The sequence below is a fragment of the Photobacterium carnosum genome, from assembly GCF_002849605.1.
In the GTDB taxonomy this organism is placed as follows: Bacteria; Pseudomonadota; Gammaproteobacteria; order Enterobacterales; family Vibrionaceae; genus Photobacterium; species Photobacterium carnosum.
Genome location: NZ_NPIB01000001.1, coordinates 371,096 through 392,141 on the forward strand (window position 1 = coordinate 371,096; position 21,046 = coordinate 392,141).

Sequence of the window (21,046 nt, forward strand, 5' to 3'; positions counted from 1 at the left end):
ATACTCTATGGTAAATACCACACCTAACTAGAGAAAATAGCCTGTGAATCTTCATTTTCGTGCTGAAGGCAAGGGTAAAACGATCGTTTTGATCCATGGCTTGTTCGGCAGCGCAGATAATCTTGGTCTTTTAGCCCGAGAATTAAAACTCCATTACCAAGTGATCAGCGTCGATCTTCGTAACCATGGTTTATCTCCACATAGTGATCTATTCAGCTATCAAGATCTGGCTCAAGACATTATTGATACTCTTGATCATTTAACCATTGATCAATTTGATGTTGTTGGTCATTCGATGGGCGGTAAGGTTGCGATGACACTATCAGCATTAGCGCCTCAACGGGTTAACCACTTAATTATTCTCGACATGGCACCTATAGCATATAAAGGTCACCGTCACCAAAATGTATTTACCGGTTTACGCGAAGTTAATCACCACGCAATCACTAAACGCAATGAAGCTGAACAATATTTAGCGCGTTATATCAACGATCCAGGTGTTCGACAATTTTTATTAAAATCATTAGTAAAAACAGAAACGGGTTATCAATGGCGATTTAACGTCGAGGGATTAATAACTAACTACGCCACGATTATGGGTTGGCAGCCAGCATCTCAGCCTTTCATTGGTAAAACATTATTTATTAAAGGACAGCTCTCTGATTATATAGAGCCGCAATATCGTGATGCGATAATGACGCAATTCCCTAACGCTAAAGCACATGTGGTTGCCAATACGGGTCATTGGCTTCATGCTGAAAAGCCAGACACTGTAAATCGCATTATTAATCAATTTTTGAATCAATAAACATAAATAACTTACTATCAGAATCAGTGGTTAACTACATTAGACGACAAGACTAACTATTAAACCCCTGACTCTACTGTGATATAGTGCGCTATAGTTTGATAGCAACGAAAGTAGGCTTACTGCTATCTTCTGCTCTATAGTAATACAATTAAAGCAGCCTCTAGACCAGCTAACGTTATTGACTAAGAGCTATCATGTCCTTTTGATGTAGGGCAACAATCACCAATGATAATATTTGGGCGAAAAAACACCAAATCGCCAGCAAAAAGTAATTATCGTTGCGTCGTTTATACTGATTTCTGTAAACTGCCCAATAGCAGTTAACAATTTAATATAGGTAATATCTACTATGGCGAGCGTTGGACTCTTCTTTGGTAGCGACACAGGTAACACCGAAGCTGTCGCTAAAATGATTCAGAAGCAACTAGGTAGCAAGCTAGTTGAAGTAAAAGATATCGCAAAAAGCAGCAAAGAAGATATCGACAACTTTGATCTGATACTACTAGGTATTCCTACTTGGTATTACGGTGAACCACAGTGCGATTGGGATGACTTTTTCCCAGAGCTTGAGCAAGTTGATTTTTCAACTAAGCTTGTTGCTATCTTTGGTTGTGGTGACCAAGAAGATTACGCAGAATACTTCTGTGATGCGATGGGTACAGTACGTGACATCGTAGAAAGTAAAGGCGGCACAATTGTGGGTAATTTCTCAACTGCTGGCTATGAGTTTGAAGCATCAAAAGCACTCGTTGATGATGCAAACTTTGTCGGCTTATGTATTGATGAAGACCGTCAACCAGAGCTAACAGCACCGCGTGTTGAGCAATGGGTTAATCAAATCTTTGATGAGATGTGTCTTGCTGAACTTGCTGACTAAGCACTGTGCAGTTAAAAGCATCAATAAAAAACGCGCTTAAAGCGCGTTTTTTATTATCTCTATAATCATTACTCTAAACATGCAATTTTAATATCAGTAATACAATTTTTAAAAATATAGAACAGCAAAATAACCATTATCTTTTTAATGTCTGAAAATCAATCTGTGCATACTTATCCCATACAAAATATTACTCACCTGATATTTTTATCTTTTTGATTTAAAATATAAATTCATAAAATAATCATCACCGCTAAGCAACATTATGTGATTACCTGCTCCAAAATAAAAACACTAAATGTAATGTTAGCTTAGCTAAACAAAACAGCGAGTAATCAAACAAAGCGGCGCACTATATAAACGGATATGATAAGTTATTTTATTACATAATATTTACAATATTGCAAACTCAAGAAAAGTGACACTTCTGCTAGATAACTGACCTTTTAAGGTTTATTGTTATCGTTGCGTCACTTATAATGAATCTATATGAGAAAGACTACTGCAACATTTTTGCAGCTAGCCAACAGGAAAATCGGATGTCAGATAATAATCACGCGCTAAAGCAAGCTGGTCTTAAAGTAACACTTCCTCGTCTTAAGATTTTAGAAGTGCTTCAACAACCTGATTGCCAACACATCAGTGCTGAAGACCTGTATAAAAAACTCATCGATATCGGTGAAGAAATTGGCCTTGCGACCGTTTACCGTGTCCTTAACCAATTTGATGATGCAGGCATTGTAACTCGTCACCACTTTGAAGGTGGTAAATCAGTATTCGAACTCGCCACGCAACATCATCATGACCACTTAGTTTGTCTTGATTGTGGCAAAGTAATTGAATTTTCAGACGAAATGATTGAACAACGCCAAAAAGACATCGCGGCACGCTTCAATGTTCGTTTAACAAATCACAGCTTATACCTTTACGGTCACTGCATAGACGGCAACTGTAATGCTGATGAAACGTTGCATGATGAAAAATAACAATGACTAGTTATTTTCACCCTAAGAACCAGTGATCAATATCACTGGTTTTTTATTACAAGAAATAAGCATTATAAAAAAAGCGCCTATTCCATCACTGAAATAGGCGCTTTTTAACAAATATTAATGACTAATTAGTCACCAATTTTTGCCCAAGTATCACGTAGACCAACAGTGCGGTTAAACACTAAATGGTCAGCACTTGAATCTTTGTTATCGGCACAGAAATAACCAATACGTTCAAACTGGTATGCTTTTTCAGCTTCAGCCGTCACCAATGATGGTTCAATAAAGCCGTGTAATACCGTTAGAGATTCAGGGTTAATCACTGATACGAAATCATCAGCAGCACCTGGATTTGGCACTGTAAATAAACGATCGTATAAACGAATTTCAGCAGCAATACCCGCCTCAGCAGATACCCAGTGAATAACACCTTTTACTTTACGACCGTCAGCTGGGTTTTTACCTAGCGTATCTTTATCGTAAGTACAGTAAATAGTAGTGATATTACCTTCAGCATCTTTTTCAATACGCTCAGCTTGAATCACATAAGCACCACGTAGACGTACTTCTTTACCTAATACTAAACGCTTGTACTTCTTGTTCGCTTCTTCGCGGAAGTCTTCACCTTCAATATAAAGTTCACGGCTAAATGGAACCTCACGCGTGCCCATTTCTGGCTTATTCGGGTGATTAGCAACCATTAATGTTTCAGTCTCACCGTCAAAGTTTTCAATAACAACTTTAACAGGATCTAAAACAGCCATTGCACGAGATGCATTTTCATTAAGGTCATCACGAATACAAGATTCTAATGAACTAATCTCAATGGTGTTATCTTGCTTAGTCACGCCAATACGCTTACAGAATTCACGCATAGAACCAGGCGTAAAGCCACGACGACGTAAACCAGAAATAGTAGGCATACGTGGATCATCCCAACCGTTAACTAATTTATCAGTCACAAGTTGGTTTAACTTACGCTTAGACATCACAGTGTATTCAAGATTCAGGCGACTGAATTCATACTGATGTGGTGTGCAATCAATAGTGATATTTTCAAGAACCCAATCGTATAAACGACGGTTGTCCATGAATTCTAGCGTACAGATAGAGTGCGTAATGCCTTCTAGCGCATCAGAAATACAATGCGTAAAGTCGTACATTGGATAAATGCACCACTTATCACCGGTTTGATGGTGATTTGCAAAACGAACACGGTAAATAACCGGATCACGCATAACCATAAATGGTGATGCCATATCGATTTTTGCGCGCAGGCACATTTTGCCTTCTTCAACTTCGCCGTTCTTCATTTTTTCAAACAAGGCTAAGTTTTCTTCGACACTACGATCGCGGTAAGGACTGTGCTTACCCGCTTGCGTTAATGTACCGCGATATTCGCGCATTTGCTCAGGACTTAGCTCATCAACATACGCTAAGCCTTTATTAATTAATTCAATGGCAAACCCATGAAGCTGATCAAAGTAGTTTGATGAATAACAAATCTCACCACTCCACTCGAAGCCTAACCAGTTAACATCATTTTTAATAGACTCAACGTATTCAATGTCTTCTTTTTCAGGGTTAGTGTCATCGAAACGTAAGTTACATTGACCCTGATAGTCCTGAGCAATACCGAAGTTCAAACAAATAGATTTCGCATGACCGATATGCAGGTAACCATTCGGTTCTGGCGGGAATCGGGTATGTATGCTTGTATGTTTGCCACTTGCTAAATCCGTATCAATAATTTGACGGATAAAGTTAGTTGGACGAGCTTCAGATTCACTCATCTATTACACCTCGTGTACTTACAGGATTGAGAATTATGTACAGTTCATCAATATGAACTATGACTTTACACTATACCTCAATGCCGCTACGCAAAAAATCAAAAACGCAGTTATAACAAACAATAGTTGTGAATTTAATTAATAACGCGCAATAAAAAGCCGACGATGGTCATCCCATCGTCGGCAATCGCGCGATCATATAATGATCGGAGCTTATATTGTTGTTAGTCGATTACAGTGATGTAACACGACTGAAACGTTTACCATTACCACTTACAGCACGAATTTCAACTTTACCTGTCACACTTGGTTGTGCTTTCGCATCATAAGTGTTCCATGTTTTACCTTCATCCGTTGAGTACTGTAGTGTTAGACCTGGCATGCTTACGTTCATCGCAAGTTTACCATTTTCGATCTTAGCGCCAGGTACTGGTACACGGTATTGAATACCCGCAGCATCAAGTTTCGCAAGTTCACGTTGGCCTAATACGTTAGCAAAACGCTGCCATTCATTGTGAAGTGCTTTCTTGTTTACATGGTTAGAATCTTGAGAATATTCGACACCTACTTGGTATTCATTTTCCCACTCGCCTTTATGCCATGCACGCTCAGCGGCGGCTAATACGCGAGGGAACACCATGTATTCGTACTGCTTATCATTACCTACTGTCTCACTCCAAAGCTGAGCAGATAGGCCATAGAAACCTTTCGATTTCACTGTACCTTTACTTGTAAAGCCATTGCCATCACGATCAAGTGATGTTTCAGCATTTTGGGGTAAGTTCTCTGGCGCAAAACCAAACATCTTACGGGTATCTGTTGCACGTGTTGCCCAGTAATAACCACGCTCAATTGGATCTACTTCGTATGGCATATCCATGTAAACATAATCAGGGTTTGATACTACAACATCGTAGCCTTTATCAGCCCATTCGTAAGCTGATGCACCGCCGCCCCAGTATAGAACGTCCCAGAAGTTTACACGCACATTATCAGTACCAAACGCTTTGGAATCTGAAGAGTGCTTTAAGCCATCTTGCCATGCTTGGAAGTTTTTAATCCCTTTACTATTAACCACTTCACTGATTTGCTCTGCAAAATGACTTGGTAGGTGATCATAATCAGCCACAACACCTTCTGCGATCAATTTCTGACACATTGGTGACTTCTGGTATGGCTTATTTTGCTTAGATTGGTCAATAGAACCTGTCCAAGCTGTTTTCTCTGCTGCGTTAAGATCTTGGAAACCAGCATTTAACTTAATATTTTTCGCTTCATCACCACCGAAGTGCCATGTATTTAGCGGCATACCCGCTTCTTTATGCATCGCTTGAATTTCAGTAATTACTTTATCAACAAACTTTGTAGAAGAATCCATACATGGGTTGATGAAACTACGCTTATCGTAAAACTGTACTGTGGTTACGTTTGACGTATCTTGTGGATCCATTAAACGGTATTCGTTTGCTTCATCCATCTTGCCTTCAGCAGCAAGACGTTTATAACGCGCTTCCATCGCAACTACAGCTGCACGTGCGTGCGCTGGCATATCGATTTCAGGAATGACTTCAATACCACGGGCTTTCGCGTATTTCAGAATATCTAAGTAATCTTGCTTGCTGTAGTAACCAGAGCCATCTGTGTCTGACGTTGGACCTGAACCTAGTTGAGGTAACAGACATGTTGTTTCAGATAGATCATGACAACGCTTACTACCAATGTCTGTTAGCTCAGGTAAACCTGGAATCTCAACACGCCAACCTTCATCATCTGATAGGTGGAAGTGGAACTTGTTCATCTTGTATGCTGCCATTTGGTCTAGCGTACGAAGAATCACAGCTTTTGAGTGGAAGTTACGGCCAACATCAACCATTACACCACGGTAATCAAAACGCGGTGCATCGGTAACTTCTAACGTAGGAATGCTGTTTTTAGCACCTGTACTCATTAGTGAAATCAACGACTGCATACCATAGAATGCACCTTGGTCATCAAAACCAATAACCGTTGCACCTGTTGGTGTTACATCTAACGTGTAAGCCCCTGCAATTTGTTGATCTTTAGCAAATGAACCCGGTAGAAGGCTCACTTTTACTGGGTATTGACCTTTAGTGTTAACACCTAATACGCCAAGACGCTCATTCACAGCAGCCATCATGTCAGCTGGCAGTGTGAAGTTGCTAATTTTAATACCGTTTGCTAATGAAACAGTTTTACCGGTTAGCTTAGTACTTAGTGGTGTAGGAACAATAGTTGCTGCCACTTCTGTCGTTGCTAACACATTAATGTCTTGGTTCTTTTTAAAACGTGTTTCAGCGGTTGCAAGCACATTATTATCTGCTTTAACTCGCTTAAATTGATCACCTTTCAGAGGAACAAGGTAATCACCTGGATTCGTAGAGTCAGTGCTCTTGATTGTTTGTGCTGCGGCATCGCCAGAAGTCACGTATGCACGAGGCATGTAATCATTTTCAAACAACGTCCAGTATTCGCCAATGTAAGGAATAACAACCGTCTCACCTTCAGCAAATCCATCAAATTTATCCGTTGGCTCTAGCGTATGAAGATCACCCGTTACGTGTGTAACTTTGAATTGGTCGTTTTGAACATCAAGAATTTGACGAATACTGCTGAAATAAATTTTCCAATCAGTGCCCGTCACCGCTGGACCATTATTTTTTAGCGTCAAATTAATTAGATCACAAGATGCCCATTCTGCGCCAAGCGTCTTACACTGCAGGCCTTCTTCTGCACCATGTTGAGTAACGATTTCATAAGTAACATCAAGGTTATTAGCTAAATTTTCAACAACCTTCTCATCATTATTGCCTTGTGTTGCACAACCCGTTACGGCTAGTGCAATGAAAGATGCTAACGCTGTAAGTTTAATAGTCATGAAATATTCCTTTCTCCCGATATCCCTCTAAATGAAGGGATAATCTATATAGAGCCCAAAAGTTGGGTACTCAAAATGCCGGTCTTGATATCTTATAATTAAAATATCAGGACCGGTCTAATTGAAAGTGTTGCGGTATTTCGTGTGTCGCTTAATTACTTAAAAATTCAAATAACTATGGAAGCTTTACTGCTGATAGGTCTTCTGATGCTGGGATCTTTTTCATCTCGCCAGCAACGATTTCAGCAAGAGGGCCAAGGATAACTTGTAGGTTGTTTGCACCTAATTTAACCACACCCATTGCACCTAGTGCTTTTAATGTCTTTTCATTAGCAAGGCTGCTGTCTTTTAGAGTCAGACGTAGACGAGTAATACAAGCATCAATATTTTCTAGGTTACCGTGACCACCAAGCGCTTTTAAATATTGCTTAGCTAATTCACCCGTTTCAGTTGAACCACGTACTGATGATACTTCTTCTTCATCATCTTCACGGCCAGGTGTCTTAAGGTTGAACTTAAGAATAACAGCGCGGAAAATAAAGTAGTACAGAGCGAAGAACACAATACCTTGAAGGATTAGCATGTACCAGTTAACAGCGAGTGGATTACGTGCTGACAACACCATGTCGACAAGACCAGCAGAGAAACCAAAACCTGAAATCCAGTGCATAGACGCTGCGATGTATACAGAGATACCTGTTAGCGCGGCGTGAATAACATAAAGAGGTGGAGCAAGGAACATAAATGCAAATTCTAGTGGCTCAGTAACACCGGTAAAGAATGATGCAAAACCAGCAGCAATGAATAATGAAGCTACACGCTCTTTATTTTTCACTTTAGCTGTTTGGTACATAGCAAGTGCAGCACCTGGTAGACCAAACATCATGATTGGGAAGAAACCAGCCTGGTACATACCAGTAATACCTGGGGTACCTTTACCACTCAAGAAATTAGGAATATCGTTAATGCCTGCAACATCAAACCAGAATACTGAGTTTAGTGCGTGGTGAAGACCCACAGGAATCAATAGACGGTTAAAGAATGCATAGATACCAGCACCGGCAGCGCCTAGACCTTGAATACTTTCACCGAAATGTACTAGTCCGTTGTAAATAACTGGCCATACAAACAGTAATACTGCAGCAATACCAATACCAGCAACAGAAGTTAAAATTGGGATTAAACGCTTACCGCTAAAGAATGCTAATGTCTTATGCAATTCAACGTTAGAGTAACGATTGTAAATTTCTGCTGATACGATACCAACTAAAATACCAACAAACTGGTTATTAATCTTAGCAAAAGCAACAGGTACAGCACTTGCGTCAATACCTTGAATCATTGCTACTGTACCAGGTGCAAGTAACGTGGTTACAACAGTGTAACCAACAAAACCTGCTAATGCTGCTGCGCCGTCTTTATCTTTTGACATACCGTATGCAACACCAATTGCAAACAATATAGACATGCTATCAATAATTGAAGAACCCGCTTTAATCAAGAACGCAGCAATTGCTGAGTTTGCGCCCCAACCTGACGGATCAACCCAATAGCCGATACCCATTAAAATTGCCGCTGCAGGAAGTACTGCAACTGGCACCATTAGTGCTTTACCTACTTTTTGAAAATATCCAAGAATATTCACCCTTAGTTCCCCCTATGGTTTTCTTAGATGCGATAGTGATAGCTTTTTTTTGCCATCTCTTTTTTTTGTCCTTTGCAGTTTATGAATTTTATTTCGCTCCGCAAATTAAAACATCGTCATTTGTGATCTTAATCACCGACCGGAGATAGAACTGAGTGATTTTGCTAGCTCGATCATAAAACTTATTTTATCATTCGAAACAAAGGCGATATGCCACTAAGATTTTTTCTGTTTTAACTATCTTCAACGAGGTGTCAACGTGAGACTAATCCCGCTTAATAACGCTAAAGATGTTGGTTTATGGTCTGCTCGCTACATTGCTGACCGCATTAATAAGTTCCAACCAACAGCTGAGCGTCCATTTGTGCTAGGTCTACCTACAGGTGGTACACCACTTCCGACATACCAGCGTTTGATTGAATTATACCAAGCTGGCGAAGTAAGCTTTAAGAACGTCGTGACTTTCAACATGGATGAATATGTTGGCATGGCGTCTGATCACCCTGAGTCATACCGTAACTTCATGTACAACAACTTCTTTAGCCATATTGATATACAAGAGCAAAATATCAACCTGCTTGATGGCAACACCACAGATCACGAAGTTGAATGTCAACGTTACGAAGACAAAATCAAAACCTATGGTCGTATTAACCTGTTCATGGGTGGCGTGGGTAATGATGGTCATATTGCTTTCAATGAACCTGCATCATCATTAGCGTCTCGTACGCGTATCAAGACGTTAACGCACGAAACACGTATTGCTAATTCTCGTTTCTTTGAAGGTGATATTAACCAAGTACCTAAATACTCATTAACGATTGGTGTCGGTACACTATTAGATTCTGAAGAAGTAATGATTCTGATCACAGGTCACAACAAGGCACAAGCACTACAAGCGGCTGTTGAAGGTTGTGTAAACCACCTATGGACAATATCTGCATTGCAGCTGCACCCTAAATCAATGATCATTTGTGATGAACCTTCAACTCAAGAACTTAAAGTAAAAACTGTTAAGTATTTCCAAGAGTTAGAAGCAGAAAACATTACACACATCTAAATAATAACCACTGTCTTTTTACGGAAAACCGCATTTATTGACAGCCGTTCTAAGACATTAAATAAACGCCGCCTTGTTGACGGCGTTTTATTTTTCACTTTAAAATCAAATACAAAAAAGCATAATTATCACTATTGACAATACAGTCATGGTCTACAATTCGATCCTTAGCGATACTTCACTTCTCGATAGCTCTCATTACGTATTTTACGTGACCAATACCACAGCCCCAGCAAGCACCGACAACGATTACTTTATTTTTATTCATAAGAAAGTATATTACGGTGATAACAAATGTATTGAAAACTGCAATACATTAAATAATTCAGCACTAATACTCATCAAAATCAATTAAACTAGTGTCGAACATATAGGTAGCGCTTTGATAAATAAAGATAATGAAAGCAAATCATCATTATCATCTTCAGGCGATAATTATTAACGCTAATTACGAGCAGAATTAAACTATGACAGGCGGACAAATTGGTAATGTTGATCTGGTCAAGCAGCTAAATAGTGCTGCTGTATACAGACTTATCGACTTGCAAGGCCCTATCTCTCGCATCCAGGTTGCTGATATTAGTCACCTCGCTCCTGCAAGTGTCACTAAGATTACCCGCCAACTGCTAGAACGTGGCTTAATAAAAGAAGTCGCTCAGCAAGCATCAACGGGAGGAAGAAGAGCAATATCTCTAACGACAGAATCAGTCGGTTTTCATTCGATCGCAGTACGTATTGGCCGTAATAATATTGAAATAACCCTTTATGACCTCAGTGGTAAACATATTACCGGTGCGGCCTATCCGTTTTTATATTCTGACCAAAATGAACTAGCCGAAGGTCTAATCAAATATATTCAAGAATTTATTGATAATAATCAGAATGTAATGAAAGAACTGGTGGCATTTGGCATTATTCTTCCAGGACTTGTTAATCCAGAAAGTGGCACGGTTACTTACATGCCAAACACTGAAGTGCATGACTTTGAGCTTGCACATATTATTCAAGACATTTTTGGTATTATTACTTTTGTCGGCAATGATATTCGAGGCCTCGCGCTGGCAGAACACTTCTTCGGTGCTAGCCGAGACTGTAAAGATTCAATTTTAGTCAGTATGCATAATGGTACTGGCGCTGGCATTATTGTTAATGGTCAGGTCTTCCTTGGTCAAAATCGCAATGTCGGAGAGATTGGTCATATCCAAATCGATCCACTAGGGGATAAATGTCAATGTGGTAATTTTGGTTGCTTAGAAACGGTAGCCTCTGATCCTGCAGTGATTATGCATGTTCAAAATCTACTCAACCAAGGTTATCCAAGTAGTTTGCAAGACTTGGAAGAAGTCACTATGCCAGCGATTTGTGATGCGGCCAATAATGGTGATGAACTGGCCATTCAAGCGTTACTGAAAGTCGGTCACCACCTTGGTAAAGCATTAGCGATGACGATTAATTTATTCAACCCTCAAAAGATTATTCTGGCAGGTAATATTACTCAGGCACAAGCCATTGTATTGCCAGCAATACGTCGTTGCGTTGAAAACCAATCATTATCTGCTTTTAATCACGATTTACCGATTGTCGCATCAGAGCTATATAATCAACCCACTATTGGCGCTTTTTCAATGATCAAGCGTGCAATGCTTAATGGTGTACTGCTACAGCGCCTGCTAGAAGACTAAGTATCCGCGATACCAATTTATAAGAACAAATAACCACCGTTCTTATAAAACAACCATCATAAAAAAGGGGGGATTAATCTCAAATGATTAATCCCCCTAATGCTATTATTGTTATCAATTATATTTCCGAACACTATCTTGCAAGGATGTAGTCTAAGCTATGGAGTTACTGTATATTAGCGCGGCCTTTCTGGCCGGTTTCATCGCCCTTCGTTGTAAATTACCCCCTCTGGTTGGCTTTTTAGTTGCTGGCTTTATGCTTAATAGTTTTGGTTTTCAACCTACTCCAGCATTAACGACTTTAGCCGATCTTGGCGTAACCTTATTATTATTTACTATCGGCTTAAAACTTGACATAAAAACCTTACTTAACAAAGAAGTATGGGGTGGCGCAACCATACACAATCTGTTATCTACCGCCCTTTTTACGTTATTTCTTTTAGTCCTAAAACAATTAGGACTGACAATGTTTGCCGAGATGGCACTTAGTCAATTAATACTGATTGGCTTTGCATTGTCATTTTCTAGTACTGTTTTTGCCGTCAAACTGCTGCAAGACAAAGGAGAATTAAACGCTAAATATGGCACCGTTGCTATTGGCATTCTGGTTATGCAGGATATTTTCGCAGTACTATTCCTCGCCATATCCAGCGGTAAAATTCCTGATATAACAGCACTTGGTTTATTTGCTCTGCCCTTGCTACGCCCATTGTTATATCGCATCCTAGATAAAGCAGGTCACGGTGAAATATTAGTCTTGTATGCTGTTATGCTCGCACTGGTTGCAGGAGCGGGTTTATTTGAAATTGTCGGCATGAAACCAGATCTAGGAGCGTTGATATTAGGTATGCTAATGGCGGGTCATCCTAAAGCATCAGAGATGGCTAAGTCATTGTTTAATTTTAAAGAACTGCTATTGGTGTGCTTCTTTTTAAACATTGGTCTCGCGGAATCCCCTACCATCAACGGCATGTTAATGGCCCTCGTATTAATGCTACTACTGCCTCTTAAAGGAATTCTTTATTACGCAGTATTCCATTTATGCCGCTACCGTGTACGAACCTCAATGTTAGCAACCTTAACCCTATTTAATTATAGTGAATTTGGCCTTATTGTGGGTGGCGTCGCCTATAAAATGGGGTTGTTACCCGGCACATTCTTAGTCGCTATGGCTATCGCCGTGTCATTATCGTTTTTACTGGCAGCGCCACTGAACAGTATGAGTCATAAACTCTATACTGAAGCCGCTAAACGACTAAAAGAATTTGATCCTGATCGCTTAAATTGTCACGACAAACTGATTGATTTAGGTAATGTCAGTATTCTTATTCTCGGTATGGGTCGTATCGGCTCTGGTGCTTATGACGAATTAGAAAGTCGTTATGGTAAACAGATTATTGGCGTTGAAACTCGTCGTGAATCGGTAGAGTTACATCGCCAGCAACAACGTAATGTCATTCATGGAGATGCGACCGACCCTGACTTTTGGGAACGGGTTATCAAAAATCACCATATTGAGCTTATTTTATTAGCAATGCCAAATGGTCCAGCGAATATCTATGCTTTAGATCAGCTCAAAAGTCGTAAATTCCAAGGAAAAATAGCCGCTATAGCCAAATACAGTGATGAAGAGACACAATTACACCAACAAGGTATTGATGCAGCCTTTAATATTTATAGCGAAGCGGGTAGCGGTTTTGCTCGTGATGTCTGTGATCACCTCCAACCTCAAATAATCCCACGAAAACCACACTAAATTACACTTCAAAACTTAGATATTTCGCAGAGAAAAATAAACAGTAGCGATGCTGTTGTTTATTTTCTCAATTAAAAAACTCTGCAAAAATAGATAATATTCATAAAAATCCAATTTAAATAGATAATATTCACCAGCAATGCTTTATTTAAATATAATCATAATAAATAGTTGTAATTTATTAACGAATGCGTAATTTTAACAATCAACGAAAAGCAAAATCACTATAAACATCAATTACCATAATGATAACTTATTCGCTACATGATACATTTTCATCAATTATGGATAATAAAAAATAAAACGTTTGGAGTAGTATTATTATGTGTTCAATATTCGGCATCCTTGACATCAAGAGCGACGCTTCAGTACTTCGTACAACAGCCCTTGAATTATCAAAAAAAATGCGTCATCGCGGTCCTGATTGGTCAGGAATTTATGCGTCAGACAATGCTATTCTAGTTCATGAACGTTTAGCGATTGTTGACTTAAATAGTGGTGAGCAACCGCTATATAACACGGATAAAAGCCATGTACTTGCGGTCAATGGTGAAATTTACAACCACAAAGAATTACGCGCTGAGTTTGCACCTAACTACCCATTCCAAACAGAGTCGGATTGTGAAATTATCTTAGCGCTTTATAAGGAAAAAGGACCGGAGTTATTAGATTACCTCAACGGTATCTTTGCCTTTATTCTGTATGATGAGCAAGAAGATGCTTACCTTATTGGTCGTGACCACATTGGTATTATCCCGCTTTATCAAGGCTATGATGAACATGGTAACTTCTATATTGCTTCTGAAATGAAAGCACTGGTGCCAGTATGTAAAACAATCAGTGAATTTCCTCCAGGCACTTACCTTTGGAGTAAAAAAGGCGAACCTGTTCGTTACTACAAACGTGACTGGATGGAATTTGATGCAGTTAAAGACGCAACAACCGATAAAGTAGCATTAGCAGATGCCCTTGAAAGTGCGGTTAAACGCCAGCTAATGACAGATGTACCTTATGGTGTATTACTGTCTGGTGGTCTAGATTCTTCTGTAATCTCTGCGATCACAAAGAAATTCGCCGCTAAACGTATTGAAGATGATGAACAATCACAAGCTTGGTGGCCAACACTGCACTCGTTTGCGATTGGTCTTGAAGATGCACCCGATCTAAAAGCCGCGAAAATTGTAGCCGATGCCCTTGGTACGGTTCACCACGAGTTAACCTATACTGTCCAAGAAGGCCTAGATGCCATTCGTGATGTTATTTACCACATTGAAACCTATGATGTCACCACGATCCGCGCCTCAACACCGATGTATCTTATGTCACGTAAGATCCGTGCTATGGGGATTAAAATGGTGCTTTCAGGTGAAGGTGCTGATGAAATCTTTGGTGGTTATTTATACTTCCACAAAGCACCTAACGCTAAAGAATTCCATGAAGAAACCGTGCGTAAGTTATTAGCGCTTAACATGTTTGATTGTGCACGTGCTAACAAATCAATGGCGGCATGGGGCATAGAAGCTCGTGTACCCTTCTTGGATAAAGAATTCCTTGATGTTGCAATGCGCATTAACCCTCAAGATAAAATGTGTGGCAACGGTAAAATGGAAAAACACATTCTTCGAGAGTGTTTTGAGCATTATTTACCAGAAGCGGTTGCATGGCGTCAGAAAGAACAATTCTCTGATGGTGTAGGTTATAGCTGGATTGATAGCTTAAAAGAAGTTGCTGAAGAAAAAGTGACTGATAAGCAGTTAGAAACAGCTGCATTCCGTTTCCCATATAACACGCCAACAACAAAAGAAGGCTATGTTTACCGTGAAATTTTTGAAGAACATTTCCCGCTAGAAAGTGCCGCTAAATGTGTACCAGGTGGCCCATCGATTGCTTGTTCTAGTGCAAAAGCCATTGAGTGGGATGAGAGTTTTAAAAATGCCGCAGACCCATCAGGTCGAGCGATTGCAGCTGTGCATAACCAAGCTTACAAGAAATAGATAAATTAACGTTATAAAAAAACCGCCATCGAAAATGGCGGTTTTTTTTATGGTTAATAACAACGTGTTATTAACGTTCCCAGTAAGCTTCTTCTAGGCTATCTTCACGCTCAGGTAAGCCGCGAGAAAGACGAGGTGAATACTGAGCTAATACTTCATAACTTACCCGGTTTGCATACAAACAAACCTGAGAGAATGATGAGTACGTTAGGAACGAATATTGGTGCTTACTTGAATTTGGCACGTTTTCTTTATGATAACGGTTAGCAGACATATCATGCAGTAATGCAGATAATGCACCATCACCGGCACCATTAGTATTTTTGATTCGCTCTGGGCCACCCATGTATGGAGCAATATGTGAATAAACCTTAGTTGGATTCTCACATGTCGATTTAATCATAGGGCGGCTAAATTCATAACGGTTAAATTCAGCAATATCACCAGGTAATAACGGTAATGCAGTCTCACGTTTTGCTGATTCTTCAGTATAACCCGCAGTGTATAAACCAACAGGGCCAGCAGTACACAAAACAAGATCAACCCATTCTAGCGTTTTATCTGCTGCAACTAATGGATCAGACTCACCTGTTAACGCTTCACCTTCGTCTTCATTCATTGCAACCACGGTTACATGGTCGCGTAAGAAATCACGCCACCATTGTGGATCGTCTTGAATAACGAATTTAGTACCCAACGTTAATACCACTGGTACGTCATATTTCTTAGCGTACTCAATGGCTTTCATTGTCGCTGCTGGCATAGGATCGCCAGGCTTACAACGTACAAGATAAGCCGTTATAACTAATGCTGATGCATTTTCAAATACACACTCAGGAATGCTATCAGGTCTAAGTTGGTTCATGTTACCTTCGTTTATCGCGAAGGTACGCTCACCATCTTTAGAGATCAGCGCAAAACAACGGCCAATTGGACCATTGACAGGCTGTAGATAATTCATATCCATACGGCTTGAAGTATTACAAAGATAACGGTAAGCATAGCTACCAATTTCAATGTCTTTACTCATTACACCTAATAATACGGACTTATCATCAGCTAATACTGAGTAATTATGTAACGTATTACCAATCGTGCCACCAGCAAATTCATGAGTCACAAGATTATTATCTTTTAACTCATTATAAAGTGCTTCTGCTTTTTCATCGGTAATCACCAATGAATGGCCTTTACTCAGCTCATAACGTTCCAGAAATTCATCATCAACGTAGGCTTCAATATCAACCAATGTTTGATCGATACCCACAACATGAGTACGTGTTAAACGCTTCTCTATCTTCGTTTGACTTAGAAGTGGATCGCGAGCATGTACAGGGAAATAATGCTTAGATTTTCGTTGGCCTGGAAATTTCATGTCAATGGGCTGTCAAGTTGTAAATTTTGCGAATTCTATCACAGAATTTGGTACATAAAAGCAAAAGCTATCATCGGTTTTACGAATAATAGCCACAAACAACAACGCAAACGTTATCGTACATATAATGATGTTTATCTCTATATCAAGATTACCATCCTTGTGTATGCTGTTTAATCAAGTTTTCCATCATCAATATATGAGCAGGACTGTCATTTAAGCATGGGATCAAATTAAACTCTTTACCACCAGCTTCAATAAATACCGCTTTACACTGCTCTGCAATTTCTTCTAGTGTTTCCAAACAATCAACCGAGAAAGCAGGACACATCACATCTAAACGTTTAATACCTTTTTCAGCTAATGATTTAATTGTCGCTTCCGTATACGGCTTCAACCATTCTTCCCGTCCAAAGATAGATTGATAACTCATGCTCATTTTCTCACGTGGCATATCCAGTAATTGAGCCAATAATACCGTGGTTTGATGACAATGGTCTGGATAGGGATCGCCATTATCTGCATAACGCTGAGGAATACCGTGGTATGAACACAATAGATAATCAGGTTGCCCTTTCTCTGCCCAAAACACCTCAACAGACTGAGATAACGCCGCAATATAATCAGGGTGATCATAGTAATGATTCACAAAACGGAGTTCGGGTAATTCAGGCACTGTTTTTAACTCTTTAGCAATACGATCAAAAACTGCGGCGGTTGTCGTTGCCGAATATTGTGGATATAACGGTAGTACGATAACGTGCTTACATCCCTGCTGTTTTAGCTGTTGCAAGCCTGATTGAATACTGGGCTCACCATAGGTCATACCTAATGCAACGGGAACATTTAAAGATTGTTGTAAGGCTTGTTGCTGACGACGTGAATACACCATTAACGGTGAGCCATCATCCATCCACACGGATTGGTATAATTTAGCCACTTTAGGTGAACGTATTGGTAAAATAATGCCATGTAAAATAGGACACCATAACCAACGCGTCATATCAACCACACGCTTATCATGCAAAAATTCCGCTAAAAACTGTTTCACGCCAGCGGTTGTTGGTGCATCAGGAGTACCAAGATTAACCAGTAATACCCCATAGTTATTATTAATTGTCATCGGTATTTATCCTTTATCTTTTACTCATCACTGAAAACAACTTACTTCCAGCTTCTTTTTAATACATTTAAATAACAAAAAATACGCAATTTCGCTATAACATTTTATACCACTGTTATATTAAAACCAAAAAAAACGAGCATTACCAATTGGTAAGCCCGTTTATTTACATCGTTATTAGCTATGAAAAATAATTAGCTAATTAACAATGCTATTTATGCTAATGCTTTCTCAAGCTGTGCACTTACTTCAACAACAGGTAACGTACCATCAAACTTAAGGTACTTAGTATTACCAGCAGCCGCTTCTTTACCGTAGTATTCGATAAGAGGTGCAGTTTGGTTATGGTATACCGTTAGACGTGCACGAACTGTTTCTTCTTTGTCATCTTCACGAATAACAAGCTCTTCACCTGTTACGTCATCTTTACCAGCAACCTTTGGTGGGTTGTAAACAGCATGGTAAGTACGACCAGAAGCAAGGTGAGCACGACGACCCGCCATACGTTCCACAATCACATCGTCAGCAACGTCAAATTCAATAACGTAGTCAACAACAACGCCATTTTCTTTAAGACCATCTGCTTGAGGAATTGTGCGAGGGAAACCATCAAGTAGGAAACCTTTTGCACAATCTTCTGCAGTGATACGCTCTTTAACAAGACCAAGAATGATATCGTCAGACACAAGTTGACCTGCATCGATCACTGATTTTGCTTGCTTACCTAGTTCAGTGCCCGCTTTGATTGCTGCACGTAACATGTCACCAGTGGAAATTTGTGGAATACCAAATTTTTCCATGATGAATTGAGCTTGAGTACCTTTACCTGCACCGGGTGCACCCAGAAGGATAATGCGCATTGTGTTCCCCTTTAAAATAGAGTGGAAATTTGCAAAAAACTGAAAATACACTGATTAGCGCTCAGTCGCAAGCTTGGCACTATGACCAAGCCGCGATTGAATGATTTATCAGAATAGTCTGTGATTTTGATTAATTAATTGATTATTTAACCAACAACTTGTTTACGGCAGCTAAGAACTGTGAAGGATCATCCATCGTACCGCGTTCAGCAAGCATTGCTTCACCAAACAATAATTCAACCCAGCGACCAAAGACTTCTTCGTCAGCTTCATCCGCCATTTGCTTCACTAAGCTATGCTCTGGATTTAACTCAAAGATGTACTGCACCTCTGGCGCTTCATGACCAGCAGCTGCAAGCAATTTCGCCATTTGTGTACCCATTTCGTTTTCGTCTGTCACCATAACGGCTGGAGTATCATGCAGTTTAAACGTTGGGCGTACTTCTTTAACGCGCTCACCAAGGTATGTTTTGGTGCGATCAGTAACAGAAGTGAATTCTTTTTCTGTTTCTTTCTGCTTTTCTTTTTCTTCTGCATTATCAAATGAAGACAGATCAAGATCAGATTTTGTGATCGCTTGGAATTTCTTACCTTCAAATTCAGGTAAGTGACCCATTAGGTATTCATCAATACGATCGTACATCAAAATAACTTCTAAGCCTTTAGCACGGAATTGCTCAAGGTGTGGACTATGCTTAGCCGCGTTAAAGTTATCTGCCGTTAAATAATAGATCTTCTCTTGACCTTCTTGCATACGGCTAATGTAATCGGTCAACGAAACAGTTTGCTCAGCAGTATCATTATCTGTTGATGAAAAACGTAGCAATGCCGCAATTTTATCTCGGTTGCTAAAGTCTTCTGCCAAGCCTTCTTTTAGCACCTGACCAAACTCTTTCCAGAATGATTGATATTGCTCTGGCTCATTTTTTGCCATGCGCTCAAGCATTTGCAATACACGCTTCGTACATGCTTTACGTAGAGCTTGAGTCACTTTATTGTCTTGTAATATTTCACGTGAAACATTTAATGGTAGATCATTTGAATCAATTAAACCGCGCACAAAACGTAAGTACGTTGGCATGAACTGTTGTGCATCATCCATAACAAACACACGTTGCACATACAATTTAAGACCATGCTGGCCATCGCGGTTATTTAAATCCCACGGTGCTTTTGATGGAATGTATAACAAACTCGTATAATCTTGCTTACCTTCAACACGGTTATGACTCCATGTTAATGGCTCGGCATAATCATGGGCAACGTGATTATAAAATTCTTTATACTCATCATTGCTGATATCTGACTTATTACGCGTCCATAACGCTTGTGCTTTGTTAATTTGATCCCATTTTGTCCCTGTTACCTTGCCTTCTTCATCTTGTTCTTCTGTTTGAATAAAGACAGGAATACCAATGTGATCAGAATATTTACCAACAATTTCACGTAAACGCTGTTCATCTAAGAACTCTTGCTCATCAGCACGTAAATGTAAAATAATCTCAGTACCACGGTTTGCTTTAGTGATGGTCTCGATGCTGTAATCGCCCTCACCTGCTGATATCCAGCAAACACCTTCATCAGCTGTAACTTCAGCACTACGTGTATTCACCGTTACACTGTCAGCCACAATAAATGCAGAATAGAAACCGACACCAAACTGACCAATCAGTTGTGAGTCTTTAGTTTCATTTTCATCTAATTGTGCAAAGAATTCTTTAGTACCTGATTTCGCAATCGTACCTAAATGTTCAATCGCTTGTTCACGTGTCATACCAATACCATTATCACTAACGGTTAAGGTGCCAGCTTGTGGATTAATTGCCAGCTTTACACATAAATCTGCATCGTTACCGTATAAATCGGTTTTTGATAATGCTTTAAAGCGCAACTTATCCGCAGCGTCTGATGCATTAGAAATCAGTTCACGTAAAAAAATCTCTTTATTAGAGTAAAGAGAATGAATCATTAAATGCAGTAGTTGTTTTACTTCTGATTGGAAACCACGTGTTTCCTTTTTGTTATCAACTGTTTGCTCGCTCATTTCGACTCCAAAAAAATTTATGAGTAGTATATAAAGATAAATATGGTCAAACTGTATGATTTCAACCTAAAATAACATGTTTTTTATTTTTATATTTTTTGAGTAACGGTTTTATATTTTTAGATTCAGACAGTATTC

Annotated in this window: 14 protein-coding genes; 7 read left to right on the forward strand and 7 right to left on the reverse strand. The window is 39.5% G+C overall.

Translation table 11 applies throughout. The features are described 5' to 3' along the window. Nucleotides 1-43: 43 nt before the first annotated feature. From CIK00_RS01665 to fur, 3 genes are all read left to right on the forward strand, one after another. Complete coding sequence (locus tag CIK00_RS01665) at nucleotides 44-808, forward strand: alpha/beta fold hydrolase (protein ID WP_101767188.1); 765 nt, start codon at nucleotides 44-46, stop codon at nucleotides 806-808. 352 nt (nucleotides 809-1,160) lie between these two features. After that, entirely contained in the window at nucleotides 1,161-1,688 is a 528-nt protein-coding gene (gene fldA / locus CIK00_RS01670) for a flavodoxin FldA (protein ID WP_045072059.1), read from the forward strand. Between the two features lie 539 nt (nucleotides 1,689-2,227). Next, complete coding sequence (gene fur, locus CIK00_RS01675) at nucleotides 2,228-2,674, forward strand: ferric iron uptake transcriptional regulator (RefSeq protein WP_101767189.1); 447 nt, start codon at nucleotides 2,228-2,230, stop codon at nucleotides 2,672-2,674. A gap of 134 nt (nucleotides 2,675-2,808) precedes the next feature. Here the strand turns inward: fur and glnS are convergent, their stop codons facing one another. The 3 genes from glnS to nagE form a co-directional block, all read right to left on the reverse strand. Continuing rightward, nucleotides 2,809-4,473 carry a glutamine--tRNA ligase gene (glnS, locus tag CIK00_RS01680; RefSeq protein WP_101767190.1) on the reverse strand — a complete coding sequence of 555 codons (1,665 nt, stop codon included), beginning with the start codon at nucleotides 4,471-4,473 and terminating at the stop codon, nucleotides 2,809-2,811. 232 nt (nucleotides 4,474-4,705) lie between these two features. Continuing rightward, nucleotides 4,706-7,369: a beta-N-acetylhexosaminidase gene (locus CIK00_RS01685; protein ID WP_101767191.1), complete on the reverse strand. Its 2,664-nt coding sequence runs from the start codon at nucleotides 7,367-7,369 to the stop codon at nucleotides 4,706-4,708. A gap of 175 nt (nucleotides 7,370-7,544) precedes the next feature. Continuing rightward, on the reverse strand, nucleotides 7,545-9,014 hold the full coding sequence (gene nagE, locus CIK00_RS01690) for an N-acetylglucosamine-specific PTS transporter subunit IIBC (RefSeq protein ID WP_101767192.1): 1,470 nt from the start codon (nucleotides 9,012-9,014) through the stop codon (nucleotides 7,545-7,547). A gap of 259 nt (nucleotides 9,015-9,273) precedes the next feature. Between nagE and nagB the strand changes: the two genes are divergently transcribed. The 4 genes from nagB to asnB all read left to right on the forward strand — a co-directional run bounded on the left by nagB (nucleotide 9,274) and on the right by asnB (nucleotide 15,506). Beyond that, entirely contained in the window at nucleotides 9,274-10,074 is an 801-nt protein-coding gene (gene nagB, locus CIK00_RS01695; protein WP_101767193.1) for a glucosamine-6-phosphate deaminase, read from the forward strand. A gap of 467 nt (nucleotides 10,075-10,541) precedes the next feature. Beyond that, a complete protein-coding gene (gene nagC / locus CIK00_RS01700) occupies nucleotides 10,542-11,756 on the forward strand; it encodes a DNA-binding transcriptional regulator NagC (protein WP_101767194.1) in 1,215 nt (404 codons plus the stop codon). Between the two features lie 160 nt (nucleotides 11,757-11,916). After that, a complete protein-coding gene (locus CIK00_RS01705; protein WP_101767195.1) occupies nucleotides 11,917-13,512 on the forward strand; it encodes a cation:proton antiporter family protein in 1,596 nt (531 codons plus the stop codon). Nucleotides 13,513-13,835: 323 nt separating this feature from the next. Next, a complete protein-coding gene (gene asnB, locus CIK00_RS01710) occupies nucleotides 13,836-15,506 on the forward strand; it encodes an asparagine synthase B (protein WP_101767196.1) in 1,671 nt (556 codons plus the stop codon). Nucleotides 15,507-15,576: 70 nt separating this feature from the next. Here the strand turns inward: asnB and CIK00_RS01715 are convergent, their stop codons facing one another. The 4 genes from CIK00_RS01715 to htpG all read right to left on the reverse strand — a co-directional run bounded on the left by CIK00_RS01715 (nucleotide 15,577) and on the right by htpG (nucleotide 20,908). Then, nucleotides 15,577-16,881 carry an inosine/guanosine kinase gene (locus CIK00_RS01715; RefSeq protein ID WP_101767197.1) on the reverse strand — a complete coding sequence of 435 codons (1,305 nt, stop codon included), beginning with the start codon at nucleotides 16,879-16,881 and terminating at the stop codon, nucleotides 15,577-15,579. A gap of 151 nt (nucleotides 16,882-17,032) precedes the next feature. After that, nucleotides 17,033-18,004 carry a ferrochelatase gene (hemH, locus tag CIK00_RS01720; RefSeq protein ID WP_101767198.1) on the reverse strand — a complete coding sequence of 324 codons (972 nt, stop codon included), beginning with the start codon at nucleotides 18,002-18,004 and terminating at the stop codon, nucleotides 17,033-17,035. 215 nt (nucleotides 18,005-18,219) lie between these two features. Further along, nucleotides 18,220-18,864 (reverse strand): adenylate kinase, encoded by a 645-nt coding sequence (gene adk / locus CIK00_RS01725; RefSeq protein ID WP_101767199.1) that lies wholly within the window; start codon nucleotides 18,862-18,864, stop codon nucleotides 18,220-18,222. 142 nt (nucleotides 18,865-19,006) lie between these two features. Then, nucleotides 19,007-20,908, reverse strand: coding sequence for a molecular chaperone HtpG (gene htpG / locus CIK00_RS01730; protein ID WP_101767200.1), 1,902 nt, complete (start codon nucleotides 20,906-20,908; stop codon nucleotides 19,007-19,009). Nucleotides 20,909-21,046: the final 138 nt, after the last annotated feature.

Coding starts and splice junctions, on each gene's coding strand:
- fldA (WP_045072059.1), top strand. CDS start 1,161: ATGGCGAGCGTTGGACTCTTCTTTGGTAGCGACACAGGTAACACCGAA.
- fur (WP_101767189.1), top strand. CDS start 2,228: ATGTCAGATAATAATCACGCGCTAAAGCAAGCTGGTCTTAAAGTAACA.
- glnS (WP_101767190.1), bottom strand. CDS start 4,473: ATGAGTGAATCTGAAGCTCGTCCAACTAACTTTATCCGTCAAATTATT.
- CIK00_RS01685 (WP_101767191.1), bottom strand. CDS start 7,369: ATGACTATTAAACTTACAGCGTTAGCATCTTTCATTGCACTAGCCGTA.
- nagC (WP_101767194.1), top strand. CDS start 10,542: ATGACAGGCGGACAAATTGGTAATGTTGATCTGGTCAAGCAGCTAAAT.
- CIK00_RS01705 (WP_101767195.1), top strand. CDS start 11,917: ATGGAGTTACTGTATATTAGCGCGGCCTTTCTGGCCGGTTTCATCGCC.
- asnB (WP_101767196.1), top strand. CDS start 13,836: ATGTGTTCAATATTCGGCATCCTTGACATCAAGAGCGACGCTTCAGTA.
- CIK00_RS01715 (WP_101767197.1), bottom strand. CDS start 16,881: ATGAAATTTCCAGGCCAACGAAAATCTAAGCATTATTTCCCTGTACAT.
- hemH (WP_101767198.1), bottom strand. CDS start 18,004: ATGACAATTAATAATAACTATGGGGTATTACTGGTTAATCTTGGTACT.
- adk (WP_101767199.1), bottom strand. CDS start 18,864: ATGCGCATTATCCTTCTGGGTGCACCCGGTGCAGGTAAAGGTACTCAA.
- htpG (WP_101767200.1), bottom strand. CDS start 20,908: ATGAGCGAGCAAACAGTTGATAACAAAAAGGAAACACGTGGTTTCCAA.